The 21,870-nt window shown below is 40.3% G+C and carries 22 protein-coding genes and 1 rRNA gene; 1 reads left to right on the plus strand and 22 read right to left on the minus strand.

The annotated features are described in order from the left end of the window. Positions 1 to 62: 62 nt before the first annotated feature. A complete protein-coding gene (metG, locus tag ACFO0S_RS12260; protein ID WP_378142384.1) occupies positions 63 to 2,024 on the minus strand; it encodes a methionine--tRNA ligase in 1,962 nt (653 codons plus the stop codon). 346 nt (positions 2,025 to 2,370) lie between these two features. Between metG and ACFO0S_RS12265 the strand changes: the two genes are divergently transcribed. Then, positions 2,371 to 2,649 carry an AbrB/MazE/SpoVT family DNA-binding domain-containing protein gene (locus ACFO0S_RS12265; RefSeq protein ID WP_100354555.1) on the plus strand — a complete coding sequence of 93 codons (279 nt, stop codon included), beginning with the start codon at positions 2,371 to 2,373 and terminating at the stop codon, positions 2,647 to 2,649. Positions 2,650 to 2,705: 56 nt separating this feature from the next. Here the strand turns inward: ACFO0S_RS12265 and rsmI are convergent, their stop codons facing one another. The 21 genes from rsmI to rrf all read right to left on the minus strand — a co-directional run bounded on the left by rsmI (position 2,706) and on the right by rrf (position 21,733). Next, positions 2,706 to 3,590, minus strand: coding sequence for a 16S rRNA (cytidine(1402)-2'-O)-methyltransferase (gene rsmI / locus ACFO0S_RS12270; protein ID WP_378142385.1), 885 nt, complete (start codon positions 3,588 to 3,590; stop codon positions 2,706 to 2,708). Then, a complete protein-coding gene (locus ACFO0S_RS12275) occupies positions 3,562 to 3,852 on the minus strand; it encodes a GIY-YIG nuclease family protein (RefSeq protein WP_378142386.1) in 291 nt (96 codons plus the stop codon). The genes rsmI and ACFO0S_RS12275 overlap by 29 nt, the downstream gene beginning before the upstream one ends. Then, positions 3,836 to 4,582, minus strand: coding sequence for a tRNA1(Val) (adenine(37)-N6)-methyltransferase (locus tag ACFO0S_RS12280; RefSeq protein ID WP_378142387.1), 747 nt, complete (start codon positions 4,580 to 4,582; stop codon positions 3,836 to 3,838). Before ACFO0S_RS12280 ends, ACFO0S_RS12275 begins: the two co-directional genes overlap by 17 nt. Before the next feature lie 60 nt (positions 4,583 to 4,642). Further along, the gene (gene yabA, locus ACFO0S_RS12285) at positions 4,643 to 4,993 is read right to left on the minus strand and encodes a DNA replication initiation control protein YabA (protein WP_378142388.1); all 351 of its coding nucleotides are present in this window, start codon (positions 4,991 to 4,993) and stop codon (positions 4,643 to 4,645) included. A 25-nt stretch (positions 4,994 to 5,018) separates the two neighbouring features. Then, positions 5,019 to 5,822 carry a PSP1 domain-containing protein gene (locus ACFO0S_RS12290; protein WP_378142389.1) on the minus strand — a complete coding sequence of 268 codons (804 nt, stop codon included), beginning with the start codon at positions 5,820 to 5,822 and terminating at the stop codon, positions 5,019 to 5,021. Beyond that, the gene (locus ACFO0S_RS12295) at positions 5,815 to 6,816 is read right to left on the minus strand and encodes a DNA polymerase III subunit delta' C-terminal domain-containing protein (RefSeq protein ID WP_378142390.1); all 1,002 of its coding nucleotides are present in this window, start codon (positions 6,814 to 6,816) and stop codon (positions 5,815 to 5,817) included. Before ACFO0S_RS12295 ends, ACFO0S_RS12290 begins: the two co-directional genes overlap by 8 nt. Before the next feature lie 144 nt (positions 6,817 to 6,960). Then, positions 6,961 to 7,290 (minus strand): cyclic-di-AMP receptor, encoded by a 330-nt coding sequence (locus tag ACFO0S_RS12300; RefSeq protein WP_378142391.1) that lies wholly within the window; start codon positions 7,288 to 7,290, stop codon positions 6,961 to 6,963. 21 nt (positions 7,291 to 7,311) lie between these two features. Then, positions 7,312 to 7,950, minus strand: a complete 639-nt coding sequence (gene tmk / locus ACFO0S_RS12305; protein ID WP_378142392.1) for a dTMP kinase — start codon at positions 7,948 to 7,950, stop codon at positions 7,312 to 7,314. After that, on the minus strand, positions 7,947 to 9,365 hold the full coding sequence (locus tag ACFO0S_RS12310; RefSeq protein WP_378142393.1) for an aminotransferase class I/II-fold pyridoxal phosphate-dependent enzyme: 1,419 nt from the start codon (positions 9,363 to 9,365) through the stop codon (positions 7,947 to 7,949). Before ACFO0S_RS12310 ends, tmk begins: the two co-directional genes overlap by 4 nt. Before the next feature lie 236 nt (positions 9,366 to 9,601). Continuing rightward, positions 9,602 to 9,799 (minus strand): IS3 family transposase, encoded by a 198-nt coding sequence (locus tag ACFO0S_RS12315; RefSeq protein ID WP_378142394.1) that lies wholly within the window; start codon positions 9,797 to 9,799, stop codon positions 9,602 to 9,604. 982 nt (positions 9,800 to 10,781) lie between these two features. Then, on the minus strand, positions 10,782 to 11,744 hold the full coding sequence (locus ACFO0S_RS12320; RefSeq protein ID WP_378142395.1) for a 2-hydroxyacid dehydrogenase: 963 nt from the start codon (positions 11,742 to 11,744) through the stop codon (positions 10,782 to 10,784). Then, positions 11,734 to 12,900 carry a glycerate kinase family protein gene (locus ACFO0S_RS12325; RefSeq protein WP_378142396.1) on the minus strand — a complete coding sequence of 389 codons (1,167 nt, stop codon included), beginning with the start codon at positions 12,898 to 12,900 and terminating at the stop codon, positions 11,734 to 11,736. Before ACFO0S_RS12325 ends, ACFO0S_RS12320 begins: the two co-directional genes overlap by 11 nt. A gap of 12 nt (positions 12,901 to 12,912) precedes the next feature. Further along, positions 12,913 to 14,229 carry a TRAP transporter large permease gene (locus tag ACFO0S_RS12330; protein ID WP_378142397.1) on the minus strand — a complete coding sequence of 439 codons (1,317 nt, stop codon included), beginning with the start codon at positions 14,227 to 14,229 and terminating at the stop codon, positions 12,913 to 12,915. Beyond that, on the minus strand, positions 14,207 to 14,719 hold the full coding sequence (locus ACFO0S_RS12335; RefSeq protein WP_378142398.1) for a TRAP transporter small permease: 513 nt from the start codon (positions 14,717 to 14,719) through the stop codon (positions 14,207 to 14,209). The genes ACFO0S_RS12330 and ACFO0S_RS12335 overlap by 23 nt, the downstream gene beginning before the upstream one ends. Before the next feature lie 102 nt (positions 14,720 to 14,821). Beyond that, positions 14,822 to 15,862 carry a TRAP transporter substrate-binding protein gene (locus tag ACFO0S_RS12340; RefSeq protein ID WP_378142399.1) on the minus strand — a complete coding sequence of 347 codons (1,041 nt, stop codon included), beginning with the start codon at positions 15,860 to 15,862 and terminating at the stop codon, positions 14,822 to 14,824. A 48-nt stretch (positions 15,863 to 15,910) separates the two neighbouring features. After that, positions 15,911 to 17,404, minus strand: coding sequence for an aldehyde dehydrogenase family protein (locus ACFO0S_RS12345; RefSeq protein ID WP_378142400.1), 1,494 nt, complete (start codon positions 17,402 to 17,404; stop codon positions 15,911 to 15,913). 29 nt (positions 17,405 to 17,433) lie between these two features. Further along, complete coding sequence (locus ACFO0S_RS12350) at positions 17,434 to 18,594, minus strand: iron-containing alcohol dehydrogenase (RefSeq protein ID WP_378142401.1); 1,161 nt, start codon at positions 18,592 to 18,594, stop codon at positions 17,434 to 17,436. Further along, complete coding sequence (locus ACFO0S_RS12355; RefSeq protein ID WP_378142402.1) at positions 18,581 to 19,675, minus strand: Ldh family oxidoreductase; 1,095 nt, start codon at positions 19,673 to 19,675, stop codon at positions 18,581 to 18,583. The genes ACFO0S_RS12350 and ACFO0S_RS12355 overlap by 14 nt, the downstream gene beginning before the upstream one ends. Beyond that, positions 19,675 to 20,349 (minus strand): RraA family protein, encoded by a 675-nt coding sequence (locus ACFO0S_RS12360; protein ID WP_378142403.1) that lies wholly within the window; start codon positions 20,347 to 20,349, stop codon positions 19,675 to 19,677. The genes ACFO0S_RS12355 and ACFO0S_RS12360 overlap by 1 nt, the downstream gene beginning before the upstream one ends. After that, complete coding sequence (locus tag ACFO0S_RS12365; protein WP_378142404.1) at positions 20,342 to 21,370, minus strand: LacI family DNA-binding transcriptional regulator; 1,029 nt, start codon at positions 21,368 to 21,370, stop codon at positions 20,342 to 20,344. Before ACFO0S_RS12365 ends, ACFO0S_RS12360 begins: the two co-directional genes overlap by 8 nt. Before the next feature lie 247 nt (positions 21,371 to 21,617). Then, positions 21,618 to 21,733: ribosomal RNA gene (rrf, locus tag ACFO0S_RS12370) — 5S ribosomal RNA — on the minus strand. Positions 21,734 to 21,870: the final 137 nt, after the last annotated feature.

Below are 21,870 nucleotides of genomic sequence, written 5' to 3' on the forward strand. Positions count from 1 at the left end.
TCCTCCTTTTTGAACTGTGAAAAAGAGCCTACACAATTGGCAGGCTCTTCGATTGAATTGAATTATTTAACTTGTGCCCCGTTTTCAAGTTTCTCATCCACTTCTGCAAGTGTCAGATACCCATCTTTGGAACCGGCCAAAATCATCCCTTGAGACAATTCCCCGCGAAGCTTTACAGGTTTTAAATTGGCCACGACAATGACTTTTTTACCAACGATGTCATCCGGCTTATAATGCTCGGCAATTCCTGATACCACTTGGCGCTGTTCATAGCCAAGATCGAGTTGAAGCTTTAATAGCTTTGATGTTTTCGGAACGGGTTCACATGCTGTGACCGTTGCGACACGAAGATCGATTTTCATAAAATCATCAATCGTGATCTCCGGCACATCTGGAACTTCTTGAGGCGTCTCTTCTTCCTCTGCAGCAGGTGCTGCTCCACCTTGCATTTGTTCACGGATATAAACGGTCTCTTCTTCCATATCAAGACGAGGGAAGATGGGAACGCCTTTTTCCGTCACTTTTGTTCCTACCGGAATGCCGTGGAACGCATCAAGTCCGCTCCATGCAAGAGCTTCTTCTGTCAGTCCAAGCTGGCGCATAATTTCCACCGGATTCTTTGTTAAGAATGGTTGAACAAGAATTGCTGTCAGACGAAGACTCTCAGCTAAATGGACCATGACAGATGCAAGTTTCTTACGGTCTGCCTCGTCTTTTGCAAGTACCCAAGGTTGAGTTTCATCTATATATTTGTTCGTACGAGAAATGAATGCCCAGATATCCGATAGGACAATGCTGAACTGCATCTTATCCATATTGGTTTCTACTTTTTGCTTCGTTTCCGCAAATAAGTCATGGAGCGCTTTGTCGAATTCCGTTTCTCCCATTTCTTCGACTGGAATGACCCCGTCAAAGTACTTATTGATCATCGAAATCGTCCGGTTTAATAAATTCCCGAGGTCGTTTGCTAAATCATAGTTTGTACGTTCGATAAAAGATTCCGGTGAAAACACCCCGTCTGAGCCAAATGGCAATTCACGAAGTAGGAAGTAACGTGTTGCATCTAAACCGTAACGCTTGACGAGCATTTCCGGATACACGACATTCCCTTTTGATTTCGACATCTTCCCGTCTTTCATCATAATAAAGCCGTGTGCGAAGACTTTTTTCGGAAGTGGCAGGTCAAGTGCCATCAAGAAGATGGGCCAGTAGATCGTATGGAAACGAACGATGTCTTTACCAACGACATGGACATCGGCTGGCCAGTAGTTTTTAAAGTTCGCATCATCTTCTGAACCATAACCAAGTGCCGTGATATAGTTTGACAAAGCATCTACCCACACGTAAATGACGTGTTTCGGGTCTCCAGGAACACGGATGCCCCAGTCGAACGAGGTACGTGAGACCGATAAGTCTTCTAAACCAGGCTTGATAAAGTTATTAATCATTTCGTTTTTACGAGATTCCGGCTCGATAAAACCTGGGTTTTCTTCATAATACGCAAGCAAACGATCCGCATATTTCTTCATATTGAAGAAATACGATTCTTCTTTCACTTTCTTCACCGGACGACCACAGTCCGGACAGTTGCCGTCTACGAGCTGCGACTCTGTAAAGAACGACTCACAAGGGGTACAATAATTGCCTTCGTACTCCCCTTTATAAATATCTCCATTATCAAGGAACCGCCTGAAAATCTTTTCGACAGACGTTTTATGTCGATCTTCTGTAGTGCGAATAAAATCATCATAGGAAATGTCCATGATCTCCCATACCTTTTTAGCGGCATCGGCGATTTCATCAACGTAGTCTTGTGGCGCTTTCCCATTTTCTTCTGCTTTCTCTTGAATCTTTTGTCCGTGTTCATCCATACCTGTCAGGAAGCGAACGTCATAGCCCTGCAAACGTTTGTAGCGGGCCATTGCATCGGAGGCAACGGTTGTATAGGCCGTTCCAATATGGAACTTTCCACTCGGATAATAAATCGGGGTTGTAATATAAAAAGTCTTCTTTTCCTCAGTCATGCGTATGCGCCTCCACTGTTTTCGTTATTGTTCATTGTATCGAATTCACATACGTGATTCAATTATCGCGGAAAAATACTTTGTCGACAAATCATTAGAACATAATTCGACAAATCCACTTTTTCCCTGAACTTGCTCATTCTGAGTCTTGATTGGGAATGTTATAGAAATTAGTATAATAAAATTATTATCATTTTTTAAATTTTATCATAATATTACCACTTTATAGGTATATTATGAATTTTACTTAATTGACCTTTTTGGGAGTTGTTGGTATGATAAAATCCATAACCAAGACAATTTGTCGAATAATGACGAATTATATTCCGAGAGGGGAAACAATGAAATGAAATCTACAGGTATCGTACGTAAAGTTGACGAATTAGGACGGGTCGTTATTCCAATTGAACTTCGCCGCACATTAGGAATTGCAGAGAAAGACGCACTAGAAATTTATGTGGATGACGACAAGATCATCCTTAAAAAATACCTTCCAAACATGACGTGTGCAGTAACGGGTGAAGTTTCTGACGATAACCTACGTCTTGTTGGCGGTAAACTGATCTTAAGCCCAGAAGGCGCAGAACAGTTGATCAAAGAAATCCAATCGAACTTAACGAAATAAGCGTATTCCTCCAATTGATATAAGCTGCCTCTCCATTTCAGAGAGGCAGCTCTTTTTTACTCTTCTAAATGATACGCGGCGTACACGTCGCGCTTATTCAGCTGGCGGGCTTGCGCGACTTCTTTTATAGCTTGTTTGGAGGATATGTCCTGCTGGACCATTACGGTTTCGACATGACGCTTCACATCAAGTTCTTCCCACCATTCTGCTGCTTTATTGGCTTCTACGGTTTCAGCGGAAGTTCCTTCAATAACAATACAAAACTCTCCACGAATCTCATGTACTTCTGCCCATGCCAGGACGTCACGAAGGGGGCCCCGAATAAATTCCTCAAATTTCTTGGTCAGTTCTCGTGCCAGTACAATTTTTCGGTCTTCCCCAAGCACATCACTCATCGCATTCAACACTTCTTTTAACCGATGCGGGGCTTCATAAAATATGGATGTCTCTGAACGCGACAATAGCTCTTCAAGAAATTCTTTCCGCTCTTTCTTTCCACGTGGCAAGAACCCATAAAAAGTAAACGGTTGAGCCGTAATGCCAGAGGCAATCAAAGCGGTAAGTGCCGCATTCGCACCCGGAACCGGAATGACAGCAAAGCCTGCCTCGAGTACTTTCTTCACTAAGTCATCCCCGGGATCCGAGATGCATGGCATGCCTGCATCACTGACAAGAGCCACACGTTTTCCTTCATTTAAAAGATGAATAATTTTAACTCCACCTGCCTCTTCATTATGGGCATGATAACTCATAAGTGGCGTATCAATCTCAAAATAATGACAAAGTTTTTTCGTATTTCGTGTATCTTCTGCTGCAATCCAGTCGACTTCTTTTAATACGCGAATGGCCCGGTATGTCATGTCTTCTAGGTTGCCAATCGGTGTTGCGACTAAATAGAGTGCGGCAGAGTGTTCAAATGCTTGAGAGGATTGTGTTTGCATAGTGCTGGCTCCTTTCCAAATAGCCTTCTTTTTGTTTACGTGTCAATTGTTTGAAGGCATATTCCGCTTTCATTGCTTCCGACCTTGTGTCGAATCCTTCCGCATGAATCAGTTCTACAGGACGTCGAACACGTGTATATTTACACCCAACTCCTGCATTGTGCTCCTCCAATCGACGCATTACATCTCTCGCGTACCCTGCATAAAAGGACTGGTCCTGACAACGTAAAACATAGAAAAAATGACTATTTTTCATCTCCATATAAAATCTCCTTAATTTCCGCTGTATACTCCCCATTTTCTTCATATACGATGATGGGAGGAAGGGCTTTGATATCCGGCTTTCCATCCTTGATTCCTTCTATTAATAAAATATTTGCCTCACGTCCCGCTTTCGGATACACGAATTGAATACGCTTCGGTTCAAGACGGTGCTTTTTCATCGCATCGATAAGTTCGATCAAACGAGCAGGGCGGTGAACAAACGCAGCCTTTCCGCCTTGCTTTAGTAACGAGCTTGCATTCGCCACCGCTTCTTCGAGTGACAAGTGAATCTCGTGGCGGGCAATAGCCTGATGTTCCGATAGTTTCTTGTCTGATGCCGCTTCAACCGGAAAATATGGCGGATTGCAGGTAACCGCATCGTATTTTTCCGAGCCAATAATTTTCGCAATGCCTTTAACATCACCTTGCTGAATCGTAATCTGCCCATCTAACTCGTTGTACGCGACACTTCGCGTCGCCATATCAACGAGTCGTTCTTGCAATTCAATTCCGAGAATCGGCGCTTTCGTTCGTGCACTCAAAAATAGCGGGATGGCGCCGTTTCCTGTACACAAATCCACGACCTTTCCACGGCTCTTCGGTACAGCAGCGAATCGCGCCAACAGCACAGCATCGAGTGAGAACGAAAATACCGACGGACTCTGGATGATGCGTAGATTTTCAGCGAGCAGATAATCGAGCCGCTCGTCTCCTTGTAACCATTCCATCGTGGAATTCCTCCTGATTCATTTGAAAAAAGCTGACACCGGTTACGGTATCAGCTGCCCTTAATTGTCCTTATTTAAAAATGCTAAGCAGAACATGCAATCAAGTTCTTTTCGAGGACTTCCAAACTGCGGATGGCAGACATGGAACCCTTCCTGATAGAGTCGCGCGAGGTTATCGTACCCCTCGCCGACATCTTTTCGTGCAGGAGGCTTTTGTTCCTCTCGCTGCTTTGCTTCCTCTTCATGGATTGCATCCAATCGTTCACGCAAATGGCGATTTTCCTGCTGGAGTGTCTGATGTTCTTCCATCATGATGGCAACAAACTCTTTTAACGCACGGAATTGCTCTTGCGTGGATTTCAATTGCTCTTCAAACGCAACAATCGTCTCCAAAAAATTACGGTCCATCACAGATCACCCCATTCATCTCTACAGGTTACGAGTGTTGCACTAGCTCTTCTAAGGAATAATCCAGAACGCGTTGTCCTTCAAATAATTCGACACGCAATACACGTTCTAAAATATTCAGACCAACGACTTTTCCTTTTCCTTCGGGCGTGTTCACTTTTTGACCCATATCGGGCATCAGGGCACGCGCCTGTTCATACTCATCGTTTTCATACTTCAGACAGCACATCAGACGTCCACATAACCCAGAAATCTTAGAAGGGTTGAGGGATAAGTTCTGATCTTTGGCCATCTTGATCGAGACCGGTTCAAAGTCTCCTAAAAACGTCGAACAACAGAGCATCCGGCCACAAGGTCCAATTCCACCAAGCATCTTGGCTTCATCACGAACACCAATCTGGCGGAGCTCTATACGTGTGCGGAAGACAGAGGCCAAATCTTTCACTAGGTCTCGGAAATCAACACGTCCTTCTGCAGTAAAATAGAAAATGATTTTGTTGCGGTCAAATGTGAATTCGACATCGACAAGTTTCATCTCGAGTTCCCGTTCACGAATCTTCGCATCCCCAAGCGCGAGTGCTTGAAGAGATTCCGACTTGTTTTCTTCTACTTGCAGAAGGTCTTTTGCAGAAGCAGGACGTACTACCTTACGAAGTGGCAGCACCACATCGTTTTCATCCACTTCCCGAACTGGAATGACGACTTTCCCGAATTCGACACCGCGTGCCGTTTCGACAATGACGTAATCATCCAGTTCACAAATGAAATTACCTGGGTCAAAATAATATATTTTACCCGCTTTTTTAAAGCGGACACCAATAACTTTATACAACTGGACTAACCTCCCGCAGCTCTATAACTAGCTGCTCCATTAACAGTGTACGATTCGCATTCTGATGAAGGCGTCGTCTGGCTTTCATGATGTGTTCAAGCTGATAAGTCAGTTGCTCAAACGTACTTTTCATCGCGAGTTGTTCCCAAAACGCTTTTTTATCTGGAAACGTACATGTACTCATGGGATTTGCTTTGACGGCAATGATATCTCGATAAGCAAAAAGCAACAGATCTAGGATCCGGTCTGCCTTTTCTTTATCTTTCAGCAAAGGAATCACGTGTTCATGCGCCTGCACCAAGGCATGCGCCGTTCCGCGTTCGAGTGCTTCTATTAATTTTAACACGCCTTTTCGTGCAAGTCCAAACTCCTCTTCCTCTATTAGAGCAAGTCCTTCCTCAACAGAAGGTACCAGACGACTGACGGTCGAAGCCATAGTTTCTGAGACTTGCTGCGCCATCAATTGTTCTTTGACAAGGTCCGGAGAAATCGGTTGCAGCGTCATTTGTTGACAGCGAGATCGAATCGTCTGAAGTAGGGCATGGGGTTGCTCCGTCAGCAGGAGAGCGGTCACGTCACTGGTCGGCTCTTCTAAAAATTTCAGTAAAGCATTTGAAGACGAGGCATTCATCCGGTGCGATTCTTGAATGACATAAAACTTTCGTCCTTTTTCCCGAGCAGTCTTGCTGAGTTCATGAATGAGCTGATCAACTTGTTCTCGTTTAATGAATTGACCATCCGGTTCAAGGTGATGAACATTCAAATGGTTCCCCGATTTGACCAATCGGCAAGCTCGACATGTTTCACATGGAACATTTTCACCAGCTTCACATAGGGTGAGTTGAATCAAATAGTGGGCAGAAGCGAGTTTTCCACTGCCTGATTCGCCGGTGAAAAGATAGGCATGACCTAATCGGTCATTCTCTTTCATTCGTGTGACCTGGGCAACCAGCCGTGGCTGAAGCTCGGGGGCTTGATGTGCGCGCCATTCCATGGTGGGTCGCCTCCTTATGTACGTGTGTTAGTGAAGCGCTTTGCAACCGGTGATGTCTAGTTGCACCTCCTAGAACAGTCGGCTCCACTTTTCACTTAAAAAAGCCGTGCACGCATAATGCGTCACACGGCACTTCGTTCAGCGTTAAAAATGATGGAAATGTTCAATCGGTAGAACAAATACGGTTGCTCCGCCAACTTCCACTTCAACCGGATACGGAATATAAGAATCCGCATTGCCTCCCATTGGGGAAACCGGTGCGACCATCTGTTCACGTGCGCGACAATTATCACGAATCAAATCCAGTACAGTTGGTACCAAATTGTCTTCAGTTCCGATTAAAAAGGTTGTGTTGCCTGAACGCAAGAAGCCTCCCGTACTTGCAAGTTTCGTTGCACGGAATTTAGCTTTCGTCAGGGCATTTGACAGACGGTTGCTGTCTTGATCCTGAATAACTGCGACGACTAATTTCATGGACTCCACCTCCACTTTCTTTTAGTATAGCATAGTTAACTCCTGACGAATGTGTGTATACATTTCTTCTTCGACTTCCTCAATCCCTTTTCCTGCATCAATTCGAACAATTCGATTAAAAAATCTTTCCATGAGGATGTGGTATCCTTCGTAGACTTTTTTATGGAAGGCGAGGCCTTCTTCATCCAGTCGGTTGACCTCGCGAAGATCTGAAGCTTCGATGCGTCGCAGGCCCTCTTCCGGATTAATGTCGAAGAAATAGGTACGCGTCGGTAAGAAGCCTTCAATTGCAAACTGGTTAATAGACCAGACTTCGTCAATCCCCAGTCCCCGTGCATAGCCTTGGTAAGCCAAGGAGCTATCAACAAAGCGGTCGCAGATGACAATCTTTCCTGCTTCAATCGCGGGCTTTACTTTTTCAATCAAATGCTGACGGCGAGCTGCTGCATAGAGCAATGCTTCTGTGCGGCTATCCATCGCTGTATTTTTCGTATCATGCAGCACTTCCCGAATCTGTTCGGCAATCGGAATGCCACCAGGTTCACGCGTCATTAACACATCATAGCCTTCTTTGATAAGTCGGTCGGCCACTCGTTGCGTGACGGTTGTTTTTCCAGCCCCGTCCGGACCTTCAATCGTTAAAAAATATCCTTGTTTCACGTGCGTTCCTCCATAACATACACCTGACGTTCGGCTAAGCGGTGAACTCCTTGGAAGGAGGCTTTGCCCATCAGACATTCTTCTAATTGGGTCAATGTCTTTACTGTAAATCGTTCCCCTGGTACGACAAGCGGGATTCCTGGTGGGTACGGGATAATGGCTCCTTTAGCTATTCGCCCAATGGCTTTCGTATAGGAAATCCATTCCCCTTCCGCCCGAACCACCACCTCATGTGACGTATCTAAGCGGCTGAGATGCCCTGCATCAACGGTCGTTACAACGGGTAAGGCTTGTGGACGAACCGCTTTCAAGGATTCACACGCACGCTTCACGCGACTACGTAATTCAGCAAACCGGTAATCTTCGCCGTATTTCAACAGAGGCAACATCCAGAGGACATGTTTTCCGTGGGCAAGCTCTACGTAAACGCCTTGTTTTTCCAGCGCCTCTTTCACTTGATGCCCAGCATGCTGACCTACACGGATCAGTAGCTTTAATGGATCATCCACTTCGACAATGTCTAGCTCTGGAATTCCTTGCAGACTGTCTAAAAATAACGCCCGTTTATCCATCAAATGATGGTAATCCCGAGCAGTAAAACTCGCCACATATGCGCGCGCATCATCGAGCGACGCCATAATCGGATACGAGGGACTGCTCGATTGAAGCATTCTTAGCGTATGCTCTAAGCGGTCTTTCGATACGCGTGTCGAGTTGATATGCAAAAATGACCCCATAGTCATCGCAGGTAAACTTTTATGTGCAGATTGTACGACGACATCTGCGCCACTTTCTAGTGCAGATAGCGGAAAGTGTTCCGACCCTTGAAAATGTGCACCGTGTGCTTCATCGACAAGGACCACGATATCTCGTGAGTGGCAGTAGTTCACAATTTCTACCAGGTCCGCTACGACACCGAAATATGTAGGTGTCGTGAGTGCGACCGCCCGAATGGAGGGATAGGATTCCAATGCTCGGACGATGCTTTCATAAGACACATGGCTTGCCGTTTCTGTACGTTGATCCCATTCCGGTGTAATAAATATCGGTTCGACATGTGCAAGCTCAAGCGCATGAAACACTGATTTGTGGGCATTGCGCTGGACCAGAACCTGATCTCCAGGACTTGTCGCAGCGAGCATCATCGCCAGATTTCCGACAGTCGAGCCGTTCACTAAAAAATAGCTGGCCTCACTACCGTAGAATTGAGAGAGCAGTTCCTGAGCTTCACGAATCACACCTTCTGGAGCGTGTAGATCATCTAAGCCCTCCAGCTCCGTCACATCATACGCCAAGCTGCCGCGAAGGGCTTTCGGTAGGGTGCTGAAATACCCGTTTTTATGCCCCGGAACGTGCAGGGACATGGCCTTTTTTTCAGCAAAGTGATGCAATTGTTCAACGAGTGGCCGCTTCATATGGCTTGTGCTCCTTTTTCAATATACTAGGTTTAAGTATACCTTATTTACAGGCAATCTGAATGTGAAAAAGGAGGCACCCCTTTATGAGGCACCTCCTTCTCTTTATAATACTTTACTTAAGAACGATTTAGTCCGCTCATGTTGCGGATTACCAAACTAGACTTCCGCAATAAAAACGGACACTAAATGGCTAAATTATGAGCCAATTTTTGTAGTCCTTGTTCAAACTTTTTCTACTCGCTCAAGATATGGCTCATCTCAAACTGTCTGGGTGTCATATAGTACAAGCTCGAATGCAGCCTCTTGTTGTAGAAGTAAATGTACTCATCGATCGATGCAAGGGCATGACCTTTTGTCAGGGCATCTTTTGAAATACAGAAATGAGATCGGTCTAGACATCGACTATTTATAATAGAAGGAAGTCTTTTCAAATCAATCGAGCTGAGATATCTGGAGAGATATCTGGAGAGATATCTGGAGAGATATCAGGAGTGGCTAAAAAATGAAAGTCCGCATGTGAAGGACAAGGGAGAAATCCTGCCTCAACACTGGTACGTAAGTCCACAATCATCAAATTATCCTTTCAGTATCTATATAAAGCGGGGTACATCAAAGAACCTGTACATTTGCGTAAGCTACAAGTGAGTGTGCGGAAGGATGACAAACCGGAGAGAGACATAGGCCGTCTGATGGGATTAATCTAATGACTTATTACTTTTCAGAGAACCACCTAGTGATGTTTTCTAACATACTGACACTTGCGACGACTGGTATGAGGAATTAGGAGTTTTGTTAATTATGTATCAGGGGCTTCAAGATGGGTAAGGATACAAATACGTGTTACTTAACTGTAATGGGGAAAGGGGAATAAGCGGAGAAATCTATCCCTTCGTCCCAAAATATATGAATCCATTGAGAAGAAAAGGACTTCATGAGAAGTGCCTTCGATTGAATCGAGTCACGAGCTGTCCCCTCTATTCACTACCAGTAGGGGAAATCGCTTTAGTGCTTCTTACTTCAGTCAGTATTTTGAAAAGGAGATTACAAAGGCTTCACATGTTCATAAAAATAAACAAATCACTCAATTTCTAAGACACGCATTTGCGATTATCTCGCATTTTTTAGGGTGTTAAAAATTATGATATTATGCGATTTCTCGGGCATGAGCGTATAGAGACGACGTGGCTTTATTTGAGTAAATTGCTGGAGAGAGAATCATGCGATTAATAAATGGAGTGATAATAGTTTAAGAGGCTTTATATAAAAAATAATGTGTATAATCCTTAAGAGAATTCCAAATTATGCATCACTTTATTATTTGATCTTTCTGTATTAATACTCCTGTATAAATCAAATAGTTATTCTTCATTAAATATTTATACAGGAGTTGAATAGAATCTCTATGTTATCAAACTATGACACTACATGCTTTGGCCGGCTTCCTAAAACACCAGCTATTAAGTTTTCTGCTGCAAGATTTGCCATCTTGTATCTAGTATTTATACTAGAACTCCCTATGTGGGGAAGTGCAACCAAGTTAGGTAATGTAAGTAGAGGATCATTAAGGTTTATAGGTTCTGTTTCAAATACATCTAATCCTGCCGCATAAATTTCCTTATTAACTAGTGCATTATACAAAGCTTTCTCATCAACAATGCCTCCTCTTGACGTATTGATAAGTATGGTGCTTTTTTTCATTAATTTAAATTCTCTTTCAGAAATAAGGTTTGTTGTTTGAGGTGTATGAGGGGTCATTACTACAATAAAGTCGGATTCTTTCAACAAATCATCCAGTTCCTTATATTGAACTCCCAATGATTTCTCAATATCTAATTTACGTGATCTATTATAATATACAACATTCATATTGAATCCAAGAGCTCGTTTCGCAATAGCCTCTCCAATTCTGCCCATTCCTATTATGCCCAAGGTAGAATTATATATATCTTGACCTGCTAATTGTAATGGTGACCAAGTCTTCCATTCACCATTACGTAAATATGTAGATGCTTCAATCAACCTTCTTGCGGTTGCCATAAGCAGTGCAAAAGTCAAATCAGCTGTTGTCTCTGTTAGAACATTGGGTGTGTTAGTAACTATGATTCCTTTTTTCTTAGCTGCCTCAATATCAATGTTATTAAAACCCACTGCCATATTACTAATTACTTTCAATTTGGGTGAGCCATCAATTAATTTTTTATCAATATTTTCTGTGAGTAAGCACAGCACACCCTCCACATTGATCATTTTTTCTTCTAGTTCTTCCTGTGGTATAGGTGTTTCTTCTTCCTCCCACAACTCCACTGTACATACTTCGCTAATTTTTTTTATTATTTCTTCTGGTAATTTTCTTGTTATCAATACTTTAGGTTTCATTGTGATTTCTCCTAACCGGTGGTATGATGACATATTTTAAGACTCTGAGTACTGCTTCTGTTTTATATGGTATCCATTTTAAAGTGTTTAATATGGCGTCATTTAAAGAACATGGACCTGGAAGAATAGGAAAGGCCGATAGCAGCCCTAATTCATCAAATTTTGAAGGTTTTAATTCTACTTCACCACACAATGCAATCACTGGGATATTGTATTTTTTCCCAACATCACTTACTCCTTTGATTACTTTACCTCCTAATGTTTGTGCATCCAATTTTCCTTCACCCGTAATTATAAGATCTGAATTTTTAACTATGTCTTCAAAGTTTAAATATTCCATTACTATTTCAATACCTGATTTAACAGAAGCATTAAAAAAGGCCATAAGTGCTGCTCCAAGTCCTCCAGCAGCTCCACCACCCGTAAGTTCTTTTACGTTAATTCCTTGTTGTTTTTCTATAACCTCAGCATATCTATTTAAAGCAACGTCAAGAATTTGTATATCTGCAAGACTAGCGCCTTTTTGAGGACCAAAAACTTCACTAGCTCCATTTGGACCACATAATTTATTGGTAACATCACAAGCTATAGTAAAAGAACAATCCAGTAATCTTTTATCTAAACCACTACTATCGTAATGCGAAAGATTAATTAAGTTTTCCCCACCATCACCAAGTTCGATTCCCTTAGAATTATAAAATTTGACCCCTAAAGCTTGGAGTAATCCCATGCCTCCATCATTTGTTGCACTGCCACCTAGACCGATGACAAATTTTTTGTAGCCCATATCTAAAGCGTGTCTAATTAACTCACCTGTTCCAAACGTACTGGTCATTAAAGGATTTTTTTCTTCTTCTGATAATAGTGTTAACCCTGAGGCTTGGGCCATTTCGATAATCACTGTCTCTTGATCACCTAGTATTCCGTAATCTGCCCTTATCTTTCGCATTAAGGGATCATGAACTTCGATGGAGATTGTCTTCCCTCTGGTTGAATAAACCATATTTTCTAAAGTTCCTTCACCTCCGTCGGCTAATGGGATTTCTCTAATACAAGCATGAGGATATACCCGAGTTACTCCTTCTGAGATTTTCTTTGTTATGTTTATTGCTGAAGCCGAGCCTTTAAATGAATCTGGAGCTATAATAATATTCACTTTGTTACCCACTCACTTTAAAATATTTGGTAGCCATAGAGAGATGCCTGGCAAATAAGATATAAGAATAATATCTATTAATAAGACTACATAAAAAGGTAAAAGAGGCTTTATTATTTGTTCGATCCTTAAATTCGCCACCTGACAAGCTACGAAAAGGTTAACACCGATAGGTGGAGTAACCATTCCTACAGCCAAATTAACTATCATGATTATTCCGAAATGCACTGGATCAACACCAAATTGAATTGCTACTGGGGTTAATATAGGAGCCATAATTACAATAGCAGCACCAGTTTCTAAAAACATACCAACGAGTAGTAAAAGTAAATTTACTAATATTAAAAAGATCACTGCGCTAGTAGAAACTGATAAGAACCACTCTGCTACTAAATCTGGAACTCTTTTTGCTGTTAATACCCAACCAAATAAACCAGCATTACCGATAATAAACATAATGATAGAGGTTGATAATACTGAACTGCGCAAGACTTCCATTAGGTTTTTAATACTTAAAGTTCTGTAAATGACTAGGCCTATAAATAGAGCATAACCTACTGCTACAGCCGCAGCTTCAGTAGGAGTAAATATACCTCCGTATATACCCCCTAAAATTATTATGGGCATTAGAAGGGGCAAAATAGCACTCCTAAAAGCTTTAATTCTTCCACTTGTACTCATCAATTCAGCTTCTTCTATGGCTTGATCAGATAATGGATCAAGGTTCGAATTCCCATACCCCTTGTATTTCGAAATGAAATATATCGTAACCATTAAAGAGAATGCAATCAGTATTCCCGGTCCTACTCCTGCCATAAATAATTCTCCGATGGAAATAGATGCTCCAGCTGAAAGAGCAAAGATAATCATAGGAATCGATGGAGGTATGATTACACCAAGCTCACCCGATACGGCCTGCACCGAAGTAGAGAACGGTTTAGGAAAGCCACGCTTTATCATAGATGGTATAAGAATACTACCAACGGCAGCTACTGTAGCAGCACTTGATCCTGATATTGCCGCAAAAAACATGGCAGTAACTACCGAAACTAAAGCTAATCCACCGGTTATCTTTCCTACTAAAGAATACGCAAAGTTAACTAATCTTTGAGAGATACCACTATACTCCATTAAACTGCCTGCTAGTATAAAGAATGGTATTGCCATTAAGGGGAAAGAGTTTAAAGTTGAAAATATTCGTTGCACTGCAACCTGGACAGAAATTCCATCATTAACCATTGTAATCATTGACGATAAGCCCATGGCAAAAGCTACTGGAAAGCCCAGAAAAAATAAAACTAGTAAACTAAGAAATAATAGGCCTATCATGGGTATCGTCTCCTTTAGAATCTTTAGAAATCAATTCGATAATTACAACTAAACAATTAATTAATGAATAGAGAGCTCCTGCTGGAATAGCAGCATATGACAGGTTAACAGGTAAATCTAATGCACCTGAGGTTTGACCATGTAAAGATTGCATAATTTCAATTCCATATTTAAGTAATAAAAACATATAGACAAAATTTAAGATGATAATAATGGTATTAAGAATTAGTTTTATCCCTTTAGGAACAATATGTAAAACAGTCTCAACTGAAATCAATAATCCTTTTCTTAAAGCTATAGCGGTACCTAATAAGACTATCCATACCATTAAGCTCCTAATTATTTCTTCAGACCACGTTAATGGTGAATTTAAGATATATCTAGCAAAAACTTGATATAATGTAAGCAATGCAACAGCACCAAGTAATATTGCTAAAAAGTTAAATATTATTTGGTTTATTTTGTCTGTGACTCTTACGAAATTTTTCATTCCCGCTCCCCCTATAAAACTTTTTATCTTATGCGAAGGCTATAGGTAATATATAGCCTTCCCATAAGATAATGAAAGGGGCTTGCCCCTTTCACTATCTAATTACTTAGCATTTCTAATAGTTTCATAAATATCAGAAATCTCAGGGAAATTTTCTTCAACAAAACCTTCTAGTTTTGCTTGGAAAGCACTAATGTCTGGTTCAATTAAAGTCATTCCTGCATCTTGCAGGTTCTGTAAATATTCAGTATCTCCTTGAGTCACCTCATCATAAGCAAATTTCTTTGCTTCTCCAGAGGCAGCTGTTAATAATACCTCTTGTAGATCGGGACTTAAAGAATCGAACTTTTCTTGACTAATTGCTACCGCAATCGGTTCACGGACATGTTCTGTTTTAACTAGATAGTCCACTACCTCATTAAATTTAGAGTTGTAAATCAAAGAAAGTGGATTTTCTTGACCATCAATTACCCCTTGTTGAAGTGAAGTGAAAACTTCGCCGAATGCCATAGGAGTAGGAGCTGCTCCCAGTTGCTCAAATGATTTTACAAATACAGGACTATCAGGCACACGAATCTTTAAGCCAGCCATGTCTTCAGGAGTATGCACTTCCTTGTCAACGGTTAACCAACGTGCTCCTCGTGTCCAATAAGAGATTACTTTATATCCTGATTCTTCAGCAATTTTATCTGAAATTTCTTGTCCTACTTCACCATCATAGACTTTATCGAAATGCTCTTGTGTATCAAATAAGAATGGAACTGTAAAGATATTTGCCGTATCAGAAGCTCCGGAAAGTACACCTGCTCCACCAGCCCAGATATCTGCAGTACCAATTTTAAGACCCTCTAATAAATCTTTGTCGGCTCCGAGAGTACTGTCACCATATATTTCGATTTTCAATTTACCGTCTGATAATTCTTCGACCTCTTCAGCAAATTTTTCAGCAGATTGTGTATGAATTTCTGAACTTGGCCAAACATGGCCCAATTTTAATACTACTGCTTCCCCATTGGTATCATTAGATTGACCATCGTTTCCTTGATTATTAGCTGACTGGTTGGAAGTATCATTAGATGAACATCCTACGGCAAAGACAGCTATTCCTACCAAACAAAGAAATAAAAATAATACTTTTTTCAATTTCTCCACCCCTTATTTATTTTTATTTAAAAGGAAATTTCTTACCTTTTAAAACTGGACATAAACCGCCTTTAATTCTGTAAAAAATTCCAAATTAGAATACCCTATTGAAAATGCTCCAAATCCTGAACTTTTAGCTCCACCGAACGGTACATGGGCTGCACTTGCAGTGCCATGATTAATATGGACCATACCGACTTCTAATCCTTCTGCATATTCGTATGCAATAGATAAATTACTTGAAAATAAAGATGATGCTAATCCATATTCACTGTCGTTCGCTATTTCTAAAGCATCTGAAATTGTAGGAACTTCAATTATTGAAAGAACAGGTCCAAATATTTCTTCTCTTGCTATTCTCATATCTGAAGTCACTTGATCAAATACAGCTGGGTTCATGTACGGTCCCTCAGAATAGAATCCATCTGATAAGACCTCACCTCCGTATAACAATCTAGCTCCTTCTTTTTTACCAATCTCAATATACTTTTGAATACTTTCTAAGTGTTCAACATTTACTAGAGGACCCATTGTGGCCGTCTCATCCCATGCAGGACCTACTTTGATTTTTTTCATTTCTCGAATTATTTCTTCAACTAATTGTTCTTTAATGTTCTCTAAAACAATTACTCTACTTATGGAAGTACATCGCTGTCCGCTAGTATTAAAAGCAGCACTCACTATCTGATTTGCAATGTTTGAGACTTTGTCTGCCTCAAGCACTATTGCAGGGTTTTTACCACCTAACTCTAACTGTGTTTTTATAAGTCGTTTAGCTGCGACGACATTTATATGTTTGCCCATTTCGGTGGAACCTGTGAAACTGATGCCCTTAACCAATTTATGATTTATTAGCGGTTCTCCGACCTGACTCCCTGATCCAATAACCATATTAACTACACCATCAGGTAGCCCAGCTTGTTTTAATAAATCCATGATTCTTACTGAAGTCCATGGAGTTATAGAAGCTGGTTTATAAACAACCGTGCATCCATATGCTAGTGCTGGTGCAATTTTTCTAATAGGAGTAACTGCAGGGAAATTCCAAGGTGCAATTGCTGCTATTACGCCAATTGGTTTTCTTATTGTTGAGGTCCACATCTTACTTTTCTCACTCGGCAATGTCAGGCCTTGAGCACGAAGGGCTTCTCCTGCACAGAAGCGAACCTCTTTTACAGCGCGATATATCTCACCCTTTGACTCATTTATAATTTTCCCTTGTTCTGCTGAGAGCATAAACGAAAGTTCTTCAACATTTTTTTCCAATAGATTTGCAAATTTATAAAGAATTTCTGATCTAGTGGATGCCTCAGTATTTGACCAAATGTTAAATGCTTTTTGCGCACTCAATACTGCATTTTCTACATCTGCTTCATTTGATTTTGGAAAATTACCTAGAAGTAATTCTTTGTTGGCTACTGCGTAAATGGGATATGTTTCTTTACTTAATGAATTTGACCATTGTCCATTGATAAAATTCCCGTAGTTTTCACCTGCGTTATTTTTTAACCAAGCAAGCATTTTGGATTCATTCTGAGTCACATTATTTCCTCCTTATATGTTTAAAGCGCTTACAACACTTCACGACATAGATTTTTTAAATCTTCAATAGTCGGCTTCACCGGATTTATTGGAACATTCCCAGATTCCATAGCTTCCTGAGCAATCATTTCAAGATGTTTTTCCTCGACTCCAAAATCTGAAAGCCTATAATGAATACCAATATCTTCATTTAGTCTTTTTATGACCTTTACAGAACGCTCAGCTGCGTCTCTCTTAGATAAACCGTCTAAGTTCTCTCCGAATATCTTTGCAACTTCAATAAATTTATCGATATTACCAACAAGATTAAATTTCATAACACTCGGCAATAACATAGCGTTAACAACTCCATGAGGAATTTTGAAATGAGCTCCTAATGGAATTGCTAAAGCATGAGCAAGGCCGAGTCTGGTGGAGTTAAAAGCCATTGCTGCTATCGTACTCGCCATCAACATGTCAGCTCTCGCATCTATGTTTTCACCTTGTTTAACGGCTATCACCAAACTGCTAGATATCAGTTTCATTGATTGAATTGATAGAGCTTCAGAAATTGGCTGGGTTGCCTTATTAACATAAGATTCTAGAGCATGAGTTAATGCATCCATACCTGTTGCTGCTGTAATGTGAGGAGGTAAAGAAAGAGTAAGATTAGGATCGCATACAGCCAACGTAGGACAAATATACATACTCCCAATACTTAATTTTGCTTTAGCTTCTTTATCTGATAGAACAGCAAATCTAGTTATTTCACTACCTGTGCCTGCAGTGGTTGGGACTGCAATTACAGGTGCACCTGAACTATTTACTTTATCCATACCGATATAATCGCGGATATTCCCTGGATGAGTAATCATAAGTCCTATTGCTTTTGCAGTGTCTAAGGCACTTCCTCCCCCAACGCCAATTACTAGGTCACAACTATTTTCTTTTGCCATCTTAATCCCTAAATCTACGGATTCAATACTTGCTTCAGTTCCAACATCTGTGAACACAGTAAATGGAATATTTGAATTCTTAATAGGATCGATTACCTGGTCTACGATACCCGCTTGCAACACACCGGGATCTCCAACAATTAAAACATTTGTACCACCCAATTCATTAAGGAACTTTGGAAGGCTCTCAATTACTCCTATTCCAAATTCAATTTTTGTTGGAATTTCGTATCTAAATCTATTACTCACTAACATGCAAATTAACCTCCTTCGAATTTAAAAGTGCAGTATATAAATCTAAATCATAGCGTTGTCCAAGCTTAAACAAATCTGTTACTACATTTATAGGAAGTTCGATTCCGGTTTCTTTCCTATCAAGAGCGCCTTTGAACTCAATTTCCCCTGGAATCATTATCTCCTCTACTCCTGGGGCTGTAGGTTCTCCTTTAAGTTCACTTATGTAAGTATCCATACGATTTTTAAAACTCTCAATAGGCATAAATTTATTAATATCAATTGCTAAAAAAAAGTGCCCAACATTCTGTGGCTCTTCCCAATTTTCGTACATGTTATTGACATACTTACCAAACCCTGCACCTGTTAGAACTCCAGATAAAATATCAATAAACATTGAAATCGCATATCCTTTTGGACCACCAACGGGTAAAACTGCCCCTTCTAATGCTAAATTTGCATCTGTAGTTGGATTTCCATATTTATCGAGAGCCCAGCCCGGAGGAATATCTTGTCCTTTTTGTGCAGCAACAATAATCTTCCCCCGTGCTACTACACTAGTAGCCATATCTAACAAAAAGGGCAATTGAGTGCCTGCGGGAACGCCGATTGCTAAAGGGTTAGTTCCAATGAATGGCCGTATACCGCCGCTTGGTGGCATTGTTTGTGAAGCGTTAGATAAAACTAATAAAATCATATCTTGTTCGATTGCTTTTAATGCATAAAAAGCACCTGTCCCAAAATGGTTTGACCCTCTTACTCCAGCAATTGCAACTCCTCTTTTACGAGCTTTATCAATTACTCGATTAAGCGCTTGTATTCCAATGTAGGCACCAAAATTATTATTTCCATCAATTAATAATGTAGCGTCGTCTTCCTGTATAACCTCAACTTCTTTAGTATGATTTATCATTTGAGCCTCTACCCTTTGATGGTAGATTAAAGTTCTTACGACTCCATGAGATTCAATCCCTCTTAGATCAGCTTGCACTAAAGATTCTGAGACGATTTTAGCGATTTCTGGACTTACACCAGTTCTAACAAAGAGCATCTCACAAAAATTCTGGAGCTTTTCCCAATCAAACCTTAGCGGTGATTCCATCAGAATTCACAGCCTTTCTCTTCTAGTGTTTTGTCAATCCAACTTCTATCGATAGTGTCTTCCTCGATACTTTTGAAAATTTCTAATTCCAATGCTGCTTGTTTATTTGCCTTTTCCAATACTTCTTCAACAAGCTGATTAGGTATAGTTACTATCCCGTCTTCATCACCTACAATTAAATCTCCAGGATTAACTACCATTCCATCTAATTGAATTGGTACATTGATTTCTCCTGGTCCATCTTTATAAGGACCCCTATGAGTTACACCACAAGCGTAGATTGGAAAACTACTTTGTGAAAATGCATTTACATCTCTAATGGAACCGTTGATAACTACACCGGTGATTCCTTTTTTCAAAGCGAGACGCAACATAATTTCACCAAACACTGCATTTGTCTTATCTCCACCTGCATCTACTACCAATACATCTCCGGGTTCAGCCATATCCAATGCTTTATGAATCATTAAGTTATCACCAGGTCTAGTGCGTACAGTAATAGCCACTCCTAATAATTTCCCCTCTTTATGATAAGGGCGTAGTTTACTCCCTCCAGCAAACAGACGATTTAAGTTATCACTTATATGCGGAGTTACTACATCTTTGTAAGCCCTTACAATATTCTTATCGATGTTAGATTTACGTTCCAATACTCTAAATCCTAAATTACTCATTTAATTGACTCCTTTGTATACTTGATTGTCTTACTATTAAATTTGGCAATAATGAAATTTGTTCAGTAGGAATTTTTTGTTCCTTATTATTAATGAGCTCAATAACTTTTTTGGCAGCAAGTTCCCCCATTTTATATGCAGGTTGATAAACAGTAGTTAAGGGAGGATTTAAATGCATAGACCAAACAGTTTCATCGTAACCAATTAAAGCTATGTCTTGTGGAACTTTAAGGCCTAGTTCTCTAATAGCCTCCATAACGTAAAGAGTTAAAATATTGTTTGTAGAAAATATCGCTTCTACTTTCTGATGTGAACTAAGCAAATTTTTTACTTCTTTTTTTACTATCTCTTTATTTTCACCCACAATTTTTATTAATTCTTCTTTAACTACCAACGAATTATCTTGTAAAGCTTGTCTATAACCTTCTAACCTCTCTTCCCTTGGACTGACGCCTTCAGTAGGATAAATAAATATAGCTATTTCTCTTAATCCATTGTCAATAAAATGTTGTACAGCTATTTTTGCTCCTTCAATATTATCCATAAAAACACCATTAACGTCGGTATTAGGAATTTTTCTGTTGATTGTTACAAATGGGAAATTTTTTTCAGTAAAATCTTTATAAATGTCTTCGTTGCCAAGTGTTGTATTGATGATAATTCCTTCTACTTGTTTTAATTGAAAAGATTTAATATGATCTCTTTCTACACTTGGGTTTTCATTGGAGTTACAAATCATTAAATTGAATCCGCTACTTCTACATTCATCTTCTACTCCTTCTAGTACGCTTGCCCAAAAGGGATTTTTTAAATTCGATAGGACTATACCAATAATATTTGTTTTATTAGACTTTAATCCTTTCGCAAGTGCATTTGGTTGAAAATCCATTTCTTCAATTACTTTCAAAACTTTATCAATAGTTTTTTGGGTGTTTTGTTCATAGTTACCATTTAGTATTCTAGAAACAGTAGACTTTGAAACCCCGGCCTTTTTTGCTACATCTGCAATAGTAATCTTCATTGGATTACCTCATCTCAAAAAAATATTTAATATTCTTATTAGGAAACCGTTTTAGGAAACCGGTTTCCTAAAACGGTTTCTAAAAAGGATAATATCAGAAAATAAAAATTAATACAACAATAATCTAACGATTCATAAAATTATTTATTTATTATGCAGGTAATAATGGGCCTATATGTGGTAATTGGGTGAGGTTTCTAAAACAAGCACAAAAAAAGCCATCCCTCTCGGGATGACTTCTTGGATTGCCCAGCGACGTCCTACTCTCACAGGGGGAGACCCCCAACTACCATCGGCGCTGAAGAGCTTAACTTCCGTGTTCGGTATGGGAACGGGTGTGACCTCTTCGCCATCATCACTAGACTCTGAGCCTGTTCGCTCAAAACTGGATAGAACTTCATTGATTGTGTTTGTCGATGTAGACTGATCCCGATGGAATCGAGTTGCGTGACCTAGAAATACACTCCAAGATCTGTCGCACCCATAGAGGCAAAGGACGC

It is taken from the genome of Chryseomicrobium palamuruense, from assembly GCF_042649045.1.
Lineage (GTDB): Bacteria > Bacillota > Bacilli > Bacillales_A > Planococcaceae > Chryseomicrobium > Chryseomicrobium palamuruense.

Bases quoted from the DNA above. Each gene is read 5' to 3' on its own strand.
- ACFO0S_RS12300 (WP_378142391.1), bottom strand. From the start codon at position 7,290: ATGAAATTAGTCGTCGCAGTTATTCAGGATCAAGACAGCAACCGTCTG.
- ACFO0S_RS12360 (WP_378142403.1), bottom strand. From the start codon at position 20,349: ATGAGTAATTTAGGATTTAGAGTATTGGAACGTAAATCTAACATCGAT.
- ACFO0S_RS12280 (WP_378142387.1), bottom strand. From the start codon at position 4,582: ATGGAATGGTTACAAGGAGACGAGCGGCTCGATTATCTGCTCGCTGAA.
- ACFO0S_RS12265 (WP_100354555.1), top strand. From the start codon at position 2,371: ATGAAATCTACAGGTATCGTACGTAAAGTTGACGAATTAGGACGGGTC.
- ACFO0S_RS12320 (WP_378142395.1), bottom strand. From the start codon at position 11,744: ATGAAACCTAAAGTATTGATAACAAGAAAATTACCAGAAGAAATAATA.
- ACFO0S_RS12350 (WP_378142401.1), bottom strand. From the start codon at position 18,594: ATGTTAGTGAGTAATAGATTTAGATACGAAATTCCAACAAAAATTGAA.
- ACFO0S_RS12365 (WP_378142404.1), bottom strand. From the start codon at position 21,370: ATGAAGATTACTATTGCAGATGTAGCAAAAAAGGCCGGGGTTTCAAAG.
- ACFO0S_RS12355 (WP_378142402.1), bottom strand. From the start codon at position 19,675: ATGGAATCACCGCTAAGGTTTGATTGGGAAAAGCTCCAGAATTTTTGT.
- ACFO0S_RS12335 (WP_378142398.1), bottom strand. From the start codon at position 14,719: ATGAAAAATTTCGTAAGAGTCACAGACAAAATAAACCAAATAATATTT.
- ACFO0S_RS12295 (WP_378142390.1), bottom strand. From the start codon at position 6,816: ATGGAATGGCGCGCACATCAAGCCCCCGAGCTTCAGCCACGGCTGGTT.
- metG (WP_378142384.1), bottom strand. From the start codon at position 2,024: ATGACTGAGGAAAAGAAGACTTTTTATATTACAACCCCGATTTATTAT.
- ACFO0S_RS12330 (WP_378142397.1), bottom strand. From the start codon at position 14,229: ATGATAGGCCTATTATTTCTTAGTTTACTAGTTTTATTTTTTCTGGGC.
- ACFO0S_RS12275 (WP_378142386.1), bottom strand. From the start codon at position 3,852: ATGGAGATGAAAAATAGTCATTTTTTCTATGTTTTACGTTGTCAGGAC.
- rsmI (WP_378142385.1), bottom strand. From the start codon at position 3,590: ATGCAAACACAATCCTCTCAAGCATTTGAACACTCTGCCGCACTCTAT.
- ACFO0S_RS12310 (WP_378142393.1), bottom strand. From the start codon at position 9,365: ATGAAGCGGCCACTCGTTGAACAATTGCATCACTTTGCTGAAAAAAAG.